The sequence below is a fragment of the Hymenobacter fastidiosus genome, from assembly GCF_039539565.1.
GTDB classification, from domain to species: Bacteria; Bacteroidota; Bacteroidia; order Cytophagales; family Hymenobacteraceae; genus Hymenobacter; species Hymenobacter fastidiosus.
The window spans coordinates 1-16,299 of record NZ_BAABDJ010000014.1; the positions used below are offsets into that span (position 1 = coordinate 1).

Below are 16,299 nucleotides of genomic sequence, written 5' to 3' on the forward strand. Positions count from 1 at the left end.
CTAACGCATGGATTAGCTTGGCAAACATCAAACGGGTGCTCAAATTCTGCTAACTCAAACAGCTTCTGAGGAATGGAGCAGGGCTACCGCCGGTCTTTGACGGTAAATGCCCGGCTCACGTTGAAGCCGAAGTAGATGTCGCCATCGAAGAAGTTGCCCAGGGTCTGGGGAACGAAGAACTTCTCGATCATGCCCTGGGCGTTGGTGAAGTGCAGCTGAAATACGTGGCCGCCGGTTTCAATATCTACGCCCACGCCAATAGCGTTGCGGAAAGTATCGGCGGTAGCACCGGGCAACAGGTAATAGTAGTCGCCCGTCAGGGCCAGCCGCTTGGAGATTTTCTGGCGTACTGCTCCTCCGATGGCGTACACGTCGTTCTGGTCGCGTCGCCTATCAACGAAGTTGCGGTGAATCACCGTGGGCATCAGCTGGGCCGAGAGAGAAGAGCTGAACTTGCGGGCAATCAGCGCCTGGTAGGTGTAGGTGAAGCGGCTGGCCATACTGCGCTCCGGGGCCGGAAATTTAAGCGTGGTGAGGGCCGAGCTGGCCAGCAGCGTCACGGATACGGGCATGGCGCGGGCGCCTTCGCTCTGCCGCAGCGCCCGGTACTTCACGAAGCCGTCGAACGTCTTTTCTTCCGAGCTGCGCCCCAGGCCCACCGCCAGCCGGTCGGTCAGCCCATACTCAAAGCTGAGCCGTAGTACGGCCCGGTCGAGCCCGAAGAAATTGTAGGCCCCGCTGTTGAGCGTCCCGAAGCGGTGCTGAATCAGAAACAGCAGGGTGCCCCCGCCCGGCGTTTCCACCGACTGGCTGTTGATGATGTGGGTGCCCTTAAAAGTAGCCAGGGTGATGTCGCGGGCCGGTCGTACGCTATCCGGACGCTGGGTTTCGAGCTCTTTAAGCAGATCATCCTGAGCGTGGGCCGGGCTGCTGAGGCCCAGCACCATGCCCAGAAGAAGCCCGGCTGCCGGGACGCGTAAAGGTAGTTTCATACTGATTACTTGGCAGGTTGAGTTAGGGCAGCCGGGTCGCAGGTCAGCGCGACGGTCACGGCAATGGTCTTGGCGATGTTGTCGCGGACGAGAGCCGGAATTTCGATGTTGTAGTCGGCAGGGGCGACTATGAACTTCGACCTTACCAGCAGCTGGTTGTTTTTCAGCTCCAGCGTACCGGGGACCTGCACGCGGCGCTTTACCCCGTGAATGGTTAGCTCGCCTTCGACCTGCACGGGCTGCGGACCGGTTTGCTGGACCAGAGCGGGCTGGAAATTCAGCACTTTGCCCGTGAACGTAGCCCGCGGGTATTTCTCCGACTCCACGTAGTTTTCGTTGAAGTGCTCCTGCATGAGGGTGCGCCTGAACTGAAACGCCTTCATGGGCACCGTAAACGCCAGCTGCCCGCTGCTCAGGTCCAGCACGGCCGCCACCTGCGCGTTGCGGGCATCAATATCTTCCAGGGGAGTGCCGGCGAAAAAACTAATCAGCCCGGCCCGGGTCGCGTATTTTCCCTGCGCCCGGCTCCGGGGGAGCAGGAGCAGACTCAGCGCCAGAAACAGCACGTATTTCATAGTCGGAAGGCTTAGTTGTCGGGGGCTCCGGCGGCCACCCAGGTTTTGAGGCTGGCAATATCGCAGTCGGAAAGCCTGGCCGCTCCTACCGGCATCGGGATAAACCCTGGCGCATGGCTCGAAACTCCAACCAGCAGCCCGTTGTCGGCGTAGGGCTTCACCCGCGCATACCCCTCCAGATTCACGTTGGCCTGGGGGGTAAGCTGGTTATGGCAGCTGCGGCAGTTTCGGTCCAGAATGGGAGAAATCGTACCACTGTACGTTACCGCCACTTCGGCACAGGCGGGCAGGGGCTTGCTTTCCAGCAGTTCTTCCGCATTATCGTAGGTACAGCTACTCAGGCCTGAGCCCAGGACAAGTAGCAAAAGAGAAGCGCGGCGCAGCATACGGATGTTAAAAGGAGATGAGTAGTGAACTGGGAAATGGGTTGTCCGTTACCGGACCACCGGCGAAGCGGGCAGCAGAGCATATTTCAAAGCGAAAAATACCCCGGTGCTGCTGAGCTTCACCCTGCCAAAACCGACGCCGCCCAGGGGGATTTTCACGAAGGGCTCCCCCTGTACGGCCCAGCGGCCCCCAAATGTACGCTCATAGCCGGCCGACAGATTGAGGACGCTCAGAAAGTGGTTAGACCCTTTGCGCAGGCTCCAGTCGCGGGAAACGGGCTTACCATAGGAGTAGTAGTTGTAGCGGTAAGCCTCGTTGCGCATCAGCAGCGACGAGAGGCCCGCCGAAGCAAATACCGCCGTCCGGGCGCCTTGCCGCAGATCATAGCGCAGGTTAAGGGGAATATCAATGATTCGGCACGTGGCATCCACTTTATTGATAGCGTAGGAATTGGTCCAGTAGCCAGCCGGCGGATGGTAGTCGGAGCCGCGGGCGGCATAGCGCTTCACCGAGCGGAGCATTCCCGCGCTTATCCGCCACTTCTGCGCAAACCGGTATTCCAGCGCCGCCCCCAGGTTGCTGCCCGGGGTGGTGTAGCTGGCCCACCGCACGGTGCTCAGCTCCGGGGAATACAGTAGGGCAAAACTGAGGCGGGGCGGTGATTTAACCTGGTCGCGTGGTTTTTCTGTGGTCGTTGAGTCAGCACCGGCAGGGGCAGCAGCCACGACGGCGGCTTGTTGCCCTACCGAATCGGAGGCGTCCGGTGCCGGGGACTTCACCGGTACGGCCTCCCGGGACGGTAAACCGGTAGTGGCCGGAGGTGGTGCGGCCGAAACGGCTGTCGAGGGGACCGGAAGGGCGACGAACGGATGGCCGGTCCGGCGCGGCGTCTGGCTCTCAGGCGCCTGTAAGTGCGTGGCGGGAGCCGCGTTACTACCCGGCTCTGGCCGGGAAATATTACCTGCCGGCTGGTCTGCCGGGGCTGACGTAGCGCTGGATAATCCGGCAATGGGTGAACCCATAGCCGGGCTTGCGGGCCGGGCCGCCGCGGATTCGGTCTTAGTCAGTTTCGGTTGCTCCGTTAAGGCTGGCCCCCCCGGCAAACCAGGCCCTGCTTTCTTCGCGTTGCGCGTTACTGGCCCGCCGGCCTGGCGCCACGTCCGCCGCCTGGGCTGTCGGTCATCAAACCCGACGGGTTTCACGCGCCCTGAGGCTAAGCCAGGGGTAGGGTTAGCTGGCTCCGTCGCCATGCTGGCTGCGGCCGGTTGAAGGTCAGCAAGGGGTTTGCCGGCCGTAGGAGCAGGGTGCAGTTTCGAATCGACCCCAATAGCTGGTTTGGCCGAGAGCCCCGGACTGGTCCCGGCGGGCAGACCGACAATAACAGGCGTTGGAGCCGCGGCCAATTGAGAAAATTCCCGGGTTGCGTTGCCGGACGCTACGCCAGCCGGGCGCGACCAGCCCCGCCAGCCCAGCCAGCCCAGCAGAGCCAGCAGGACGATAACGGTTTCCAGGGCAAAAATCCGGAGCACTTTGCCGCGCACCTGCTGCTGCATGGCCTGGGCATCGAGCTTGCGCTCCATGGCCAGCCACGCGCTGAGGTTGTGTTCGTCGGGATAGTGCTCGGCGCCCCGCTGAAACAGCGCGTCGAGTTCTTCATCCGACATGTCCGGCGTATGCATGGGGGCTGGTTTTTTTAAGGAGTTCTTTTAAGCGGGCCCGGGCCTTCGAGAGGTTGGATTTGGAGGTGCCTACTGAAATGCCCAGCCGCCGGCTGATTTCCTCGTGGGTGAAGCCGTCGATGACGAAGAGGTTAAAGGCCGTGCGGTACGCGGGGGAAAGCTGTTGGATCAGGACCAGCAGCTCATCGTAGGCCAGCGAGTCCAGGGCCGTCAGGCCGCCGTCGAGCTGGGCATAGGCCACGTCGTTGAGTTCCTGCTGGTATTGGTGCTTTTGTTGACTACGGTAGTGGTCGATGGCCGTGTGAATCATGATTCTCTTCAGCCAGCCCCGGAAGGAGCTGGTTATCTCGTGCCGCAGCGGATCGAACTTTACCACGTCGCGAAACACTTTCAGGAACCCGTCGTTCACCGCTTCCATCGCTTCGTCGCGGGTGCGGGTGTAGCGCAGGCAAATGCCCATAGCGAAGCTGTAGTACAGCCCATACAGCCGCCGCTGGCTGCCACGCTCCGTCTGTCGGCACCCGGCCAGCAGCGCAGTGAGCATCTCGGGGTCGTGGTCAGATCGGGGCACGGCAGCGGGGGTATATGGATTACTCGCAAAATAACCGGGGAAAGGTTGCTTTGCTTTTACAAAAGATAGTTTAGTGACTTAGGGCCGGATAGTAAAGTCAACAAAAAAAGCCCTCCCGGCCATATGGCCGGGAGGGCTTTTGAAATTTGGGTAAGGACCAGCCATTCCGGCCGGGCTTTTCCCAGGTAGTTTCCTTTATTGAACCGTCGTCGACAGCTTGGGCGCATCGGCCGCCGCTACTTCCGTAGTTACCGTGGTGCCCCGTTCACGGGCTTCCTTGCGGCCGTAGGTATCGAGGATAATCGGCGTGGCGATGAACAACGATGAGTACGTACCGAAGATAATACCCACAATCATGGCGAAGGAGAATGAGCGCAGCGTTTCTCCGCCGAAGATGTAGAGTACGACGACCACCAGGAATACGGTGGTGAACGTAATCATGGTCCGGGAGAACGTGCTGTTCAGGGCCGGGTTCACCACCTGCGCAAACGTCAGGTTAGGATTTTCCCGCAGGTATTCCCGGATCCGGTCGTAGATAACCACGGTATCGTTCATCGAGAAGCCGATAACGGTGAGCACGGCGGCCACGAAAATCTGGTCCATCTCGTAGTTCAGCCCGAACAACCGGGCAATCGGGAAGGCGGCAATAACCAGCAGCGCATCGTGGAAGAGGGCAATAACGGCGGCCATGGAGTACTGCCACTTTTCGAAGCGGAACAGCACGTAGACGAAGATACCCAGCAGCGTCAGCGCCAGACTCAGCACCGAGGTCCGCTTGATATCGTCGGCGATGGTAGCTCCCACTTTCGAGGTGCTCTGGATGCGGGCATCCGAAGCGCCGTACTGTTTCAGGCCCGCCAGCAGCGTTTCCTGCACTTTCGTGTCGGCCACGGTGCTTTCGTCATCAGCCAGATAGCTGGTGGTGATGCGCAGGCGGTTTTCGTTGCCGAAAGTTTTTACCTCCGTACCAGCCCCCTGGAAGTTCTTGGCCAGGGCCTCGCGCACGTCGGAAGCCACTTCCGGCTTGCTGAAATCAACTACGTAGCTGCGGCCGCCGCGGAAGTCGACGCCCAGGTTCGGCCCACCCTGCACGGCCATCAGCACAAAGCCAACAACAATAAAGAAGGTGGAGAAGGCGTAAGCAATTTTGCGCTTGCCCACGATGTCGAAGTTCACGTTCTGGAACAGGTTGCGCGATACCGGCGTGCTGAACGAGATGCTCGTGGTTTCCTTGCCGCTGGTGAGCCACTCGATGATGATGCGCGACACGTACACGGCCGACAGGAACGAGGTAAGTACCCCGATACCCAGCGTGACGGCAAAGCTTTGTACCGGACCGGTACCGAAGAAGCCCAGAATCACGGCAATCAGCATCGTGGTCACGTTGGAGTCGAAGATGGCCGAGAAGGCGCGGGCGTAGCCTTTGTTGATGGCGTCCTTCACGCTCAGGCCGTGGGTCAGCTCTTCGCGGATTCGCTCAAAGATCAGTACGTTGGCATCTACCGCCATACCGAAGATCAGCACCAGACCCGCAATGCCGGGCAGCGTAAGGGCCGTGCCGAACTGGGCCAGTACGCCCAGCACCAGGAAGCCGTTGAACAGCAACGCCAGGTCAGCGACCAGACCAGCTTTGCCATAATAGACGGCCATGAAGATCATGATGATTACCAGACCCGCAATCGAGGAGTACAGGCCCTGGTCGATGGCTTCCTGACCAAGCGAAGGGCCTACTACCGCTTCTTCCACAATCCGGGTAGGAGCGGGGAGCTTGCCGGCTTTCAGCACGTTGCTCAAATCCTGGGCTTCTTCGATGGTGAAGTTACCCGAGATGCTGGAGTTGCCGCCGGCAATTTCGGCCTGCACCACCGGGGCGGAGTACACGTAGTCGTCGAGCACGATAGCTACCTGCCGGCCAATGTTGGCGGCGGTCAGTTTCTGCCACTTGCTGCCCCCACTAGGGTTCATCTGCATCGAAACCTCCGGGCGGCCGCCCTGGTCGTAATCCTGCCGGGCATCGGCTACCACTTCACCCCCGAGCGGGGCCGTGGCCTCGCGCGATTTGCGGATGGCGTAAAGCTGCAGGTATTCCTGGCCTTCAATTACGTCGGGCTTCACGCCCCACAGGAAGGTGAGGTTTGGGGGCAGGATGGCGCGTACCTCGGCGCTTTTCAGCACGCTGTTCACGCGGGCAGTGTCGCGCACGTTCGAGCCCAGCGCGCCGGGCATGGTGAAGAGCTTGGCCAACACGCTGCTCTGCTGGGCAGGGTTAGCGGAGTCGGCCGTAGCCTTGGTGTCTTTTTTAGCCAGCTGGCTGGCCAGCGAAGTAGAGTCGCCGGGAGCAGCGGCCGTAGCCGTCGTATCGGTCGCGGCGGCCGGGGTAGCGGCGGCGCCGGTGAGCTTCTCCGCGGCTTCTTTTGCCGTCAGCACGTCGTTGAGCTGGGTGAAGTAAGGCCCAAACTCGTCGGCGCGCCATACTTCCCAGAATTCCAGCTTGGCCTGGCCCTGGAGCAGCTTGCGAATCCGCTCGGGGTTGTCCACGCCGGGCAGTTCGATCTGAATGCGGCCCGTGCCTTTCACGCGCTGGATGTTGGGCTGGTTGACGCCGAACTTATCCACGCGGGTCCGCAGAATGTTGAAGGAGCGGTCAATAGCTTCTTCTTCCTCCTTATCGATGGCGGCAATTACCTTCTCGTTGGTCGAGTTGATGTCGATGCCCCGGCTTTTGTTGGTTGTGTTGGCGAAGATGCGGGCCAGCTTGTCATTGGGTGCGATTTCGCGGTAGGCCTGGGCAAACAGGGCCGTGAAAGGCGTCGACGCGCTGCTCTTCTGCATTTCCTGCGCCTGCGCCAAAGCCTTGTTGAAGTTGGCGTCCTTGGAATTGCCGGACATGGCCCGTACGATTTCCACCGGCGAAACTTCCAGCGTTACGTGCATGCCGCCTTTCAGGTCCAGACCCAGGCCCAGCTCGCTCTGCCGGACATCCTTATACGTGTAGTCCACGCCCAGCACGTTGATTACCGGAGCCCGCCACACGGAATCCAGATAATGCTGGCGCTTCGGCTGATCTACCTGCCCGTTGCGGGTGGCGTAATCAACGGCCTGCTGCTGTACCCGTCGCGACACCATGGTGAACGACAGAAAGTAAATGCACAACACCGACACAATGACGGCGAGGGCGATAATAAGTCCTTTATTACGCATTGAAAAAAGAAAAGGGATTCAGGGAAATTGCAAACCATCACTGGCCACCCGGCCGCTAAAAAGGTGCTGGAGTCCAGCCCACTGCGGATTTAACGGGCGGCACCGCCAGGCTCCTTAGGGCGCTTGCGGCGAGAGGGCCGCGAGCAGCAGGCGGGCACGAAATAAATCGGGAACCGCGCTGGGCCGGGGGCGCAGCACGGAGGAATGCCGGCAGATGCCCGCCCACGTGGGTAACTCCGGCGCCGGCAGCCAGGCTTCCATAGCCGGAGCGAGCCATACCGCCAGCGAAGTCGTGGCTTCAAAAGAAACTTTCTGCTTGACTACCGCCGCTTTCGGTCCCGTGCCCACGTGCGTCGCCTTACCCACCGCAACCCGGAAGGTGGCAACCGCCTGGTGGTTCAACGACAGCACAAACAGCACCGTGGCTGTGAGCAGCGTGAAACGCAGGCGGGACAGAAAGGAGGGAAAGGACGTTAACATGGGGGTGGCAAGAGTGACAAATATAGCCAAACCAGCCGGCCGCCGCAACGAAAGTCGGTATTGAGCCGCTAAGGCCGCGGAAAATCCGGGTTACCGGCAGTCGATAACAGCTGTCCTCGATAGGTTGCAAACCGTTGTGGGGGCGACCTGAAACGAGAATTGCCCTGGTGGCCCCGGATAGATGGGAGGGCTCCAGGGCAATTTTGAAAGACGAAATCCAGCTTTTTATTTAACGCCGGTTTTGCTTTGCAGGTAGCTCACCAGCACCTCCAGCCCTTTGTCGAAATGGCGGTTGTTGGGAATCACGATGTCGGCGTCCTGCTTGAAGGGCCGGATATACTTTTCGTACGTCGGGGCTACGTGGTTGGTGTAGCGGTAGAGGACGTCTTCCAGGTCGTAGCCGCGCTCGTCCCGGTCGCGCACGATGCGGCGCTGGAGCTTCACGTGTTCCTGGGCATCGATATAGACCTTCAGGTCGAGCAGTTTGGCCACTTCCTCGAAGTAGAAGACGAAAATGCCCTCGACGACCACAATCGGGGCGGGCCGAAACACCAGCTCCTTAGGCACCAGGTTCGGATTGTTGAACGTATACTCCTGCCGGCGCACCTCGCGTCCCTGGCTGATCTGCAGCACATCGGCGGCGTACGCGGCAGAGTCAATCGAAGAGGGCAGATCAAAATTCGTCACCCCGTTGAGGTCGATATACTGACTTTCGCGCGGGTGATAATAATTGTCCTGCGAAATCAGACAAATGTCTTCTTCGGGAAACGAAGCCAGCAGCCGACGCAAAAACGTGGTTTTGCCCGAAGCGCTGCCGCCTGTGATACCGACGATGAAAGGGTGTTGCATGGGGTGGGGAAGCGGCCCGTACCGACGGGGCCAACCCTGCAAAAGTAAGCAAATGCCCGCTGCGTAAAGTGCGCGGTCGTCACATTACCGTAATATTCCCGCTAAAGCGGTACTTGCCTCTCCAATTCCTGCAAGAATGCCACCAGCTGAGCTACGGCCCGTCCCCGGTGACTCAGCCTGTTTTTCTGCTCCAGCGACATCTGCGCGAAGGTACTGGCGTGGTGCAGGGGTTGAAAAACGGGGTCGTAGCCAAAGCCGTCCGCTCCCCGCCGCTCTGCCGTAATCAGGCCGTCGACTACGCCGTGGAATTCGTGCCACTCGCCGTTGGGCAACACCAGCGCCACCACGGTCCGGAATCGGGCACTGCGGTCGACGGGGCCGCGCAACTCGTGCAGCAGCTTTTGAATGTTGTCGGCAGCGGAGCGCTGGGGGCCGGCGTACCGCGCCGAATAAACCCCCGGCTCACCGTTCAGGGCGTTTACTTCCAGTCCGGTATCATCGGCGAAGCAGGCGGTCTGGTAGTGCTGCCACACATACTCGGCCTTCTGGCGGGCATTGCCGGCCAGCGTGTCCTGAGTTTCGGGCAGCTCCTCGTGGCAGCCAAGGTCAACCAGGCTCACCAAGTCTACCGAAGACGGCAGCAGGGCACGGACCTCAGTCAGCTTATGGGTATTATTGGTGGCAAAGCAGAGGCGCATCCCGGGAGTGATAAAGGTTGAATTGTGAACGGACAAAAAAAAGCCGGACGAATCCGGTGGCGAAAGGGAGCAGGTGGTCGGGAGCGGATGGGAAAGCCAGGGTACTTCAACGGCGGATACCCTTATCGGAACATTGACTTGATGCTGCCCCAGGAGCGCTGCACCGCACTGGTCGTAAAGTTCAGCACGGTCGTGTAGCTCTGGTCGCCGGCGCTGGTGCGCACAGTAAGTTTATACGTGAAGGGGCCACCGCCGGCGGCTCCTGCGCCACCACGAAATACATTAGTATCCAAAAACTGGTAACGCCGCTGGGCCGTTGGCGACACGGTGGTCAGACGGGTAAAGGAGGGCTCACTGTTGGCTTTGCGCCAGATTTCGTAGTTGTCGACGCCGGCTTCACTGGCGACCTCCCAGTCCAGCCGGATGTTGGTGCCATCGAAAGTGGCCTGAAAGAGCGTGATGGTAGCGCCCAGGGCCAGGGACGCTCCCAGCAAAACCAGCAACAGGACGGCAAGCGTAGTCTTCTGGGCCATGAGCGGGAGTAACAAAAACCAATAGCTAGATAGTAACAGCAGGGCACCAAAAATAAACAAATTCCGCTAGCCTGTGCTAAGCGCAGGCACAAATCTGGAAAAGACGCGGTCAGGTTTTTGAAATTCGCAGCTAACGTGTACTTTTGCAGTCCCTTCCGCAAAATCGGCAGGGCCCGTAGGCTTTAACTCCCCGATCATGAAAAAAGACATCCACCCCGAGTACCGCGAAGTTGTGTTCCAGGACTCGTCCAGCGACTTCAAATTCATCACCCGCTCGACGATGAACTCCAGCGAGACTATCACCATGGAGGACGGCAAGACCTACCCCGTTATCAAGGTGGAAGTTAGCAGCGCCTCGCACCCCTTCTACACCGGCAAAAACGTGTTTATCGACACCGCCGGCCGCGTGGAGAAGTTCCGTACCCGCTACCAGAAGAAATAACTGTCCGGCCCCAGGCCTTGCGCAGTTGGGTTAAAACCAAAAGCTCCTTTCCTCACCGAAAGGAGTTTTTGGTTTTAACCCAACCTGGTAGGGCCTGAACGCAGGCAGCTATCCTCGTGGTGAAGTGGCAGGCCAAAACGGCGTAGGGTGCGGGGCTTGTCCCCGCCCGCTGCCCCCGCCCGCTGCCCGCGCCAGGTCAACGCTTTCGGGCCACGACGGGCGGGGGCGCACCCCGCACCCTACTGCGCCACGAGGATAAAACATCCGGCTGAGTGTCAGCCAGAACCCGAAATCAGCTGCTCTTCCGCCGCCTTTTTTCGGTTGTCAAGGCCTGGCCGGGTAACTTCGCGACGGCGAGCGGCCCGGCCAACCGGTTTTGCCAGCTTCTGAAGCCCGGGTCCCCAGCGTCCAATCCCAGCGAATAGCTCCTCTTATGACCGTTCTGCTCTTTGATGATCCTGCCATTCGGCCTAACCTGCTGCCTTTCACGTTCACGCGGCCTATCGCGGCCCTGCGCTGCGGCATTCTGACCATTGCCGAGAAATGGCAGCATCGTCTCGGCTCAGAAGTCCATTACCTGACCGAATCTTACCTGCAGGCTAAGTATCCGGCGGGTAGCGTGCAGGGGCCCGCCTTGGTCATCAACGGGGCCGTGTGCCCCGATGCCGTGCTGATTCAGCAGGTGCAGGCTTTGCGGCCCGGACAAGCGCTGCTGGACGGCGACTTGCTGGTGGCGGCTCATCTGGCTGATGCTTCCCGGGTGGCGGAGCTTATTCAGGATGGTCTGGCCGACCGCCAGGAGGTGGTGGAGCCCGTCACGGTCATCAGCGAGCTGTGGCATCTGTTTCTGCGCAATGGGGCCGAAATCCGCCGCGACTTCGACCTGCTAACCCACGGCCGGCAGTCGGCACCCATCGAAGATGCCCATACCATCGTGTATGCGCCGGAGAACATCTTTTTAGAGCCAGGGGTCAAAATCCGGGCGGCTATCCTGAACGCCGAAGACGGGCCCATTTACCTGGGTCGCAACTCCCAGGTCCACGAAGGCGCTATTATTAAAGGTCCGTTGGCCTTGTGTGAAGGGTCGCACATCAACTCCGGGGCTAAAATGCGCGGCGACAACACCGTAGGGCCACACAGTAAGGTCGGCGGCGAAGTAGGCAACAGCATCTTCCTGGGCTATTCCAATAAAGGCCACGACGGGTATCTGGGCAACTCCGTTATCGGGGAGTGGTGCAACCTGGGGGCCGATACCAACACCTCTAACCTGAAGAATAACTACGCCCCGGTGAAAATCTGGAGCCACGCCAAGGGACGCTTCGTGAATACCGGCCAGCAGTTCTGCGGCCTGATGATGGGCGACCATAGCAAGTGCGGCATCAACACGATGTTCAATACGGGCACCGTGGTAGGGGTAGGGGCCAATATTTTCGGGGCCGGCTTTCCCCGTACTTTCATTCCCTCCTTTAGCTGGGGCGGTGCCGCGGGCTTCGAAACCTTCAAAATGCCGAAAGTAACCGAAGTAGCTGAACGCGTGATGGCTCGCCGCCACCTCGACTACGATGCTACCGAGCAGGCCATCATGCAGCACGTTTTCGAGGCCACGTCCCAGGACCGGGTGTGGGAAAGGTCAACTAGTAACTGATGGTACGCGCACCCCTGACTGATTGCTTGGAAAGGGCTTACTGGAAAGCAGCAAAAGCCGCTTTCCAGCAACTGCAGACAATCAGTGCGTACCATCAGTCCGTAACGGGCAGTGAGCAGTAAAGAATAGCGCAAGAAGAGTGCACACTCCACCAATTGCTCATTGTTAATTGTTCAACGAATGCGTTTCTCCGAAATCCCCGGCCAGGAAAGTGTAAAGCAGCTTTTGCGTCAATCGGTGCAGCGGCAGCACGTGGCGCACGCTCAGCTGTTTCGTGGCGCCGACGGCTCTGCCGCGCTAGCCTTGGCTTTGGCTTACGCCACCTTTCTGAACTGCGAGAGCCGGCCGCCCGGGGCCGATGATTCCTGCGGGCACTGTGCCAGTTGTCAGAAAACCGACAAGCTGATTCACCCCGATCTGAACTTCATTCTGCCCGTCACCACTACCAAAGCAGTAGCTAAAGATGCGGTCAGCAGCAAATTTATGGCCGACTGGCGCGGCTTCGTGCTCGCTAATCCCTACCAGAGTCTCAACGACTGGATGCAGCACATCGGGGCCGAAAACAAGCAAGGCAGCATCTCCAAGGAAGAAAGCCTGCAGTTGTTAAAGCTCGTATCCTTGAAAGCCTTTGAGGCGCGGTTTAAAATCGTGGTTGTCTGGCTGCCCGAGCTGATGCATCCGGCGGCGGCCAACGCCGTGCTGAAGCTGCTGGAGGAACCCCCGCCGGCCACCATTTTTTTGCTGGTTAGTTCCGCCCCGGAACAGTTGCTGCCTACTATCATCAGCCGGGTGCAGCCGGTAGCCGTCCGCGCATTCTCCGAAAACGACATTACCGGGTATCTCCGCGACCAGTATCAGGTACCCGAAGTAAAAGCCCGCCAGCTGGCTCAACTAGCCGAAGGGAACCTCGGCTCCGCCATCGCCGCGCGTAGTACTACCTCGTCGGAGCATGATTACTTTGCCTTCTTCACCGACTGGATGCGCCAGTGCTACGGCTACAAGGTGGACAAGCTGCTCAGCCAGAGCGACGAATTCCAAAAGCTGGGCCGCGAAAACCAGAAGGAGTTTCTGCACTTTGCGCTGGGGCTCCTGCGCAAGGTGCTCCTGTTCGGAATTGACGCCCAGTTCGTACCGCATCTGCCGGCTGGCGAGCAGCAGTTCGTAAGCGGGTTCAGCCGCTTCGTGCATTTGCGCAACGCCGACCTGCTGACGACGGAAATCAACGATGCCCACTACCATATAGAGCGTAATGCCAACCCCCGGATGGTGTTCGTGGATACCTCGCTACGCATTGCTGAACTACTGAAAATAGCCGCCTAGGCCCTGCAATGACGGAAACTATGGTTTGCTAAACAGCTATAGTAGCCGCTAATGGCCCTATAGCCAGGACCAGTACTTGGCAGCGTAGTACATTTGTCAGCTGCACCAGAAAAGCAAACTTCAGGTGGCCGGCAAAAAACAGGCAGGATCGACCGGTTGCTGACCAGCTAGTTCACTCCATTTTCAATTCCCGCTTCTTCCGTGAAAACTATCCGCATTGGTACTCGTGGCAGCAAGCTGGCGCTATGGCAGGCCAATCATGTCGCGGCTTGCCTGGCGCAGGCCAAGCTGCCCAGCGAAATTGTCATTATCACCACTACTGGTGACCTGATTCTCGATCGTTCCCTGGATAAAATCGGGTCGAAGGGCGTGTTCACGGAAGAGCTGGAGCAAAGTCTGCGGTCGGGTCACATCGATATTGCTGTCCACAGCGCCAAAGATGTGCAAAGCAGTATCCCGGATGATCTGGAGCTGTTGGCTTTCATGAAGCGGGAGCGCGCCAACGATGTGATTGTGAGCTACGATGCCAACCTGGACTTGCACCGTTCCGATCTGGTGCTGGGCACCAGCAGCACCCGCCGCAAAGCTATGCTGAAGCGTTTTTACCCCAATGCCACCACGGCTGAAGCCCGGGGCAATCTGCAAACGCGGTTGCGCAAACTGGAAGAAGGACAGTATCATGGTCTGGTACTGGCCTATGCCGGGGTGCACCGCATGAACTACGATTCGCTGATCCGCTACATTTTGCCGGAAACGCAGTTTGTGCCGGCCACCGGGCAGGGCAGCGTGGCCATTGAGTGTGCCCGCAGCATTGATCCTGAACTCCGGTTCGATCTGCGCCGGATCCTCGATCATCCCGCCACCCATCTTTGTCTGCTGGCCGAACGGGCTTTTTTGCGCACTATGGAAGGCGGCTGCAGCATCCCGTCGTTTGCCTTGGCCAAGCTGCATTCCGATGGGTTTATTCAGCTACACGGCGGGCTGATCAGCCTCGACGGGAAGCAGTACATTGAAGAAAAGATTATTGCCTCGGATTCCCGTCAGGCCGAAGCCATGGGAGTGAAAGTGGCCGAAAACGTGCTTAGCCGCGGAGGGCGCCAGATTCTGGACGATATCCGGAATCAGCGTGACCAGGAATAAGGTTTCCGGCTTTGCTGAATATGTTGCGCCGGTGCTGGAGCAGCGACCAGAGAAAGCACTTAATTTCGTCAGGCCACGGGCCTAACTTTACCCCACTTATGAATACTCCTTTCCGCATTTCAGCGCTCATTTTAGTATCTATACTGCTGTCGGCCGCGAACCTGGTAGCGGCTAAAATCCCGAAAAAGAGTAAAAAAGATGAAGTAGTGACCATCAGGACTTCGTTGGGCGAGATCAGGCTGATCCTGTTCGAACAAACTCCGCTACACAGGGCCAACTTCCTGAAACTCGCCAAGAGCGGCCTGTACACCGGCACAACCTTCCATCGGATCATTCAAAATTTCATGGTTCAGGGTGGCGATGCCAATTCGAAAGACGCGGACCCTACCAATGACGGGCAGGGCCAGCCCAACGAAGTCACTATTCCGGCTGAGATCCGCCCTGAGCTGCTCCATAAGTTTGGCGCGGTAGCCGCCGCCCGCCAGGGCGACTTTGCCAACCCGACGCGGGCCAGCAGTAGCACTCAGTTCTATATTGTGCAGAATCATAACGGTACAACTCATCTCAATGGGCAATACACCGTTTTCGGACAGGTTATCAGCGGTCTGGAGGTAGTGGACAAAATTGCCGCGCAACCCAAGGATGAGCGCGACCGGCCCGCAACGGACATCAGGATGACGGTGACGGTGCAGAAGCTGAAAAAAAAGAAAATTGCTGAGCTGTACGGCTATAAGTACGAATAACGCATGATCAAACGCGTCCTGATCACGGGTTCGAATGGCTTGCTGGGGCAGAAGCTGGTGGCTTTGCTTCATCAGCAGGCCGAAGTGGAAATCATTGCCACTTCCCGGGGCAGCAACAAACTGGCTACGCTCTTTCCAGCGGTTCGCTTTGTTTCGCTCGATGTTACCGACTTACAGCAGGTGCAGCAGGTACTACAAGCCGAGCAGCCGACGCATCTTATTCATACTGCGGCCATGACCAATGTAGATGAGTGCGAGCTGAACCAGGCAGCCTGCTGGCTGCAGAATGTGACGGCCGTAGAAAATCTGGTTGCTGGGTGCGCTCAATTGGCCGTGCATCTGCTTCACGTCAGCACCGACTTCATTTTCAGCGGCGAGCAGGGCCCCCTTACTGAAGACGCTGCTCCCGCTCCCGTCAATTTTTACGGGCAAAGTAAGTTGGCCGCTGAACAGGTGGTAAGAGCCGGATCTGCCCAATGGTCAATCGTGCGGACAGTCCTGGTATATGGTACGGCTCACGAGTATGGCCGTAGCAACATCGTGCTGTGGGTGCGCGACTCGTTACGGGCGGGCAAGCAGATTCAGGTGGTCGATGATCAGTTTCGGACGCCCACTCTGGCCGAGGACCTTGCGCAGGGCTGCTGGCTTGTAGTTAAGCACAATGCTCCCGGCATTTTCAACATCAGCAGCCGCGAACTGTTGACGCCATTTCAAATGGCGATACAGGTAGCTGACTATTTCGGTCTGGATAAGACGCTTATCGTTCGTGCCAACAGCAGCACCTTCACGCAGCCAGCCCGGCGTCCTGCCCGCACCGGCTTTATTATCGACAAGGCCAGGGACCAACTCGGGTATCAGCCCCACACCTTCGGGGAAGGAATTGAACTGTTGGCCCACCAAATGCAGGAACAGCAGGGGCGAGAACAGCAGGAGTGAAGCGGACGCAAAAAAACCGCCGGCAGAACCAGCGGTTTTTCACACACCTATTGCAACAACCTTACAGGTTTTGTCGCTGCGAGCAACTGCAGCCGCACAAAACCAAAT

Annotated in this window: 16 protein-coding genes; 6 read left to right on the top strand and 10 right to left on the bottom strand. The window is 58.8% G+C overall.

Annotated features, from left to right (window positions below; genetic code table 11):
• Positions 1 to 83: 83 nt before the first annotated feature.
• From ABD833_RS08560 to ABD833_RS08605, 10 genes are all read right to left on the bottom strand, one after another.
• Positions 84 to 992 carry a DUF5777 family beta-barrel protein gene (locus ABD833_RS08560; protein ID WP_345072333.1) on the bottom strand — a complete coding sequence of 303 codons (909 nt, stop codon included), beginning with the start codon at positions 990 to 992 and terminating at the stop codon, positions 84 to 86.
• Between the two features lie 5 nt (positions 993 to 997).
• Positions 998 to 1,567 (bottom strand): YceI family protein, encoded by a 570-nt coding sequence (locus ABD833_RS08565; protein WP_345072335.1) that lies wholly within the window; start codon positions 1,565 to 1,567, stop codon positions 998 to 1,000.
• 11 nt (positions 1,568 to 1,578) lie between these two features.
• Positions 1,579 to 1,953, bottom strand: coding sequence for a hypothetical protein (locus ABD833_RS08570; protein WP_345072336.1), 375 nt, complete (start codon positions 1,951 to 1,953; stop codon positions 1,579 to 1,581).
• A 48-nt stretch (positions 1,954 to 2,001) separates the two neighbouring features.
• Positions 2,002 to 3,633, bottom strand: coding sequence for a porin family protein (locus ABD833_RS08575; protein ID WP_345072337.1), 1,632 nt, complete (start codon positions 3,631 to 3,633; stop codon positions 2,002 to 2,004).
• Positions 3,608 to 4,204, bottom strand: coding sequence for an RNA polymerase sigma factor (locus ABD833_RS08580; protein WP_345072338.1), 597 nt, complete (start codon positions 4,202 to 4,204; stop codon positions 3,608 to 3,610). The genes ABD833_RS08575 and ABD833_RS08580 overlap by 26 nt, the downstream gene beginning before the upstream one ends.
• Positions 4,205 to 4,399: 195 nt before the next feature.
• Positions 4,400 to 7,405: a protein translocase subunit SecDF gene (gene secDF, locus ABD833_RS08585; protein ID WP_345072339.1), complete on the bottom strand. Its 3,006-nt coding sequence runs from the start codon at positions 7,403 to 7,405 to the stop codon at positions 4,400 to 4,402.
• 114 nt (positions 7,406 to 7,519) lie between these two features.
• A complete protein-coding gene (locus tag ABD833_RS08590) occupies positions 7,520 to 7,885 on the bottom strand; it encodes a hypothetical protein (protein WP_345072341.1) in 366 nt (121 codons plus the stop codon).
• Between the two features lie 225 nt (positions 7,886 to 8,110).
• Positions 8,111 to 8,734: a uridine kinase family protein gene (locus tag ABD833_RS08595; RefSeq protein WP_345072343.1), complete on the bottom strand. Its 624-nt coding sequence runs from the start codon at positions 8,732 to 8,734 to the stop codon at positions 8,111 to 8,113.
• Between the two features lie 101 nt (positions 8,735 to 8,835).
• Complete coding sequence (gene rdgB, locus ABD833_RS08600; protein ID WP_345072345.1) at positions 8,836 to 9,432, bottom strand: RdgB/HAM1 family non-canonical purine NTP pyrophosphatase; 597 nt, start codon at positions 9,430 to 9,432, stop codon at positions 8,836 to 8,838.
• A gap of 122 nt (positions 9,433 to 9,554) precedes the next feature.
• On the bottom strand, positions 9,555 to 9,965 hold the full coding sequence (locus ABD833_RS08605) for a hypothetical protein (RefSeq protein WP_345072346.1): 411 nt from the start codon (positions 9,963 to 9,965) through the stop codon (positions 9,555 to 9,557).
• A gap of 196 nt (positions 9,966 to 10,161) precedes the next feature.
• Here ABD833_RS08605 and ABD833_RS08610 point away from each other — a divergent pair, with 196 nt between their 5' ends.
• The 6 genes from ABD833_RS08610 (at position 10,162) to ABD833_RS08635 (ending at position 16,191) form a co-directional block, all read left to right on the top strand.
• Positions 10,162 to 10,407: a type B 50S ribosomal protein L31 gene (locus ABD833_RS08610; RefSeq protein ID WP_345072348.1), complete on the top strand. Its 246-nt coding sequence runs from the start codon at positions 10,162 to 10,164 to the stop codon at positions 10,405 to 10,407.
• 433 nt (positions 10,408 to 10,840) lie between these two features.
• Positions 10,841 to 12,052, top strand: a complete 1,212-nt coding sequence (locus ABD833_RS08615; protein ID WP_345072349.1) for a GlmU family protein — start codon at positions 10,841 to 10,843, stop codon at positions 12,050 to 12,052.
• Positions 12,053 to 12,232: 180 nt separating this feature from the next.
• Entirely contained in the window at positions 12,233 to 13,372 is a 1,140-nt protein-coding gene (locus ABD833_RS08620) for a DNA polymerase III subunit (protein WP_345072351.1), read from the top strand.
• 201 nt (positions 13,373 to 13,573) lie between these two features.
• Positions 13,574 to 14,512 (top strand): hydroxymethylbilane synthase, encoded by a 939-nt coding sequence (hemC, locus tag ABD833_RS08625; protein WP_345072353.1) that lies wholly within the window; start codon positions 13,574 to 13,576, stop codon positions 14,510 to 14,512.
• 98 nt (positions 14,513 to 14,610) lie between these two features.
• A complete protein-coding gene (locus ABD833_RS08630) occupies positions 14,611 to 15,255 on the top strand; it encodes a peptidylprolyl isomerase (protein WP_345072355.1) in 645 nt (214 codons plus the stop codon).
• 3 nt (positions 15,256 to 15,258) lie between these two features.
• Positions 15,259 to 16,191 carry an SDR family oxidoreductase gene (locus ABD833_RS08635; protein ID WP_345072357.1) on the top strand — a complete coding sequence of 311 codons (933 nt, stop codon included), beginning with the start codon at positions 15,259 to 15,261 and terminating at the stop codon, positions 16,189 to 16,191.
• Positions 16,192 to 16,299: the final 108 nt, after the last annotated feature.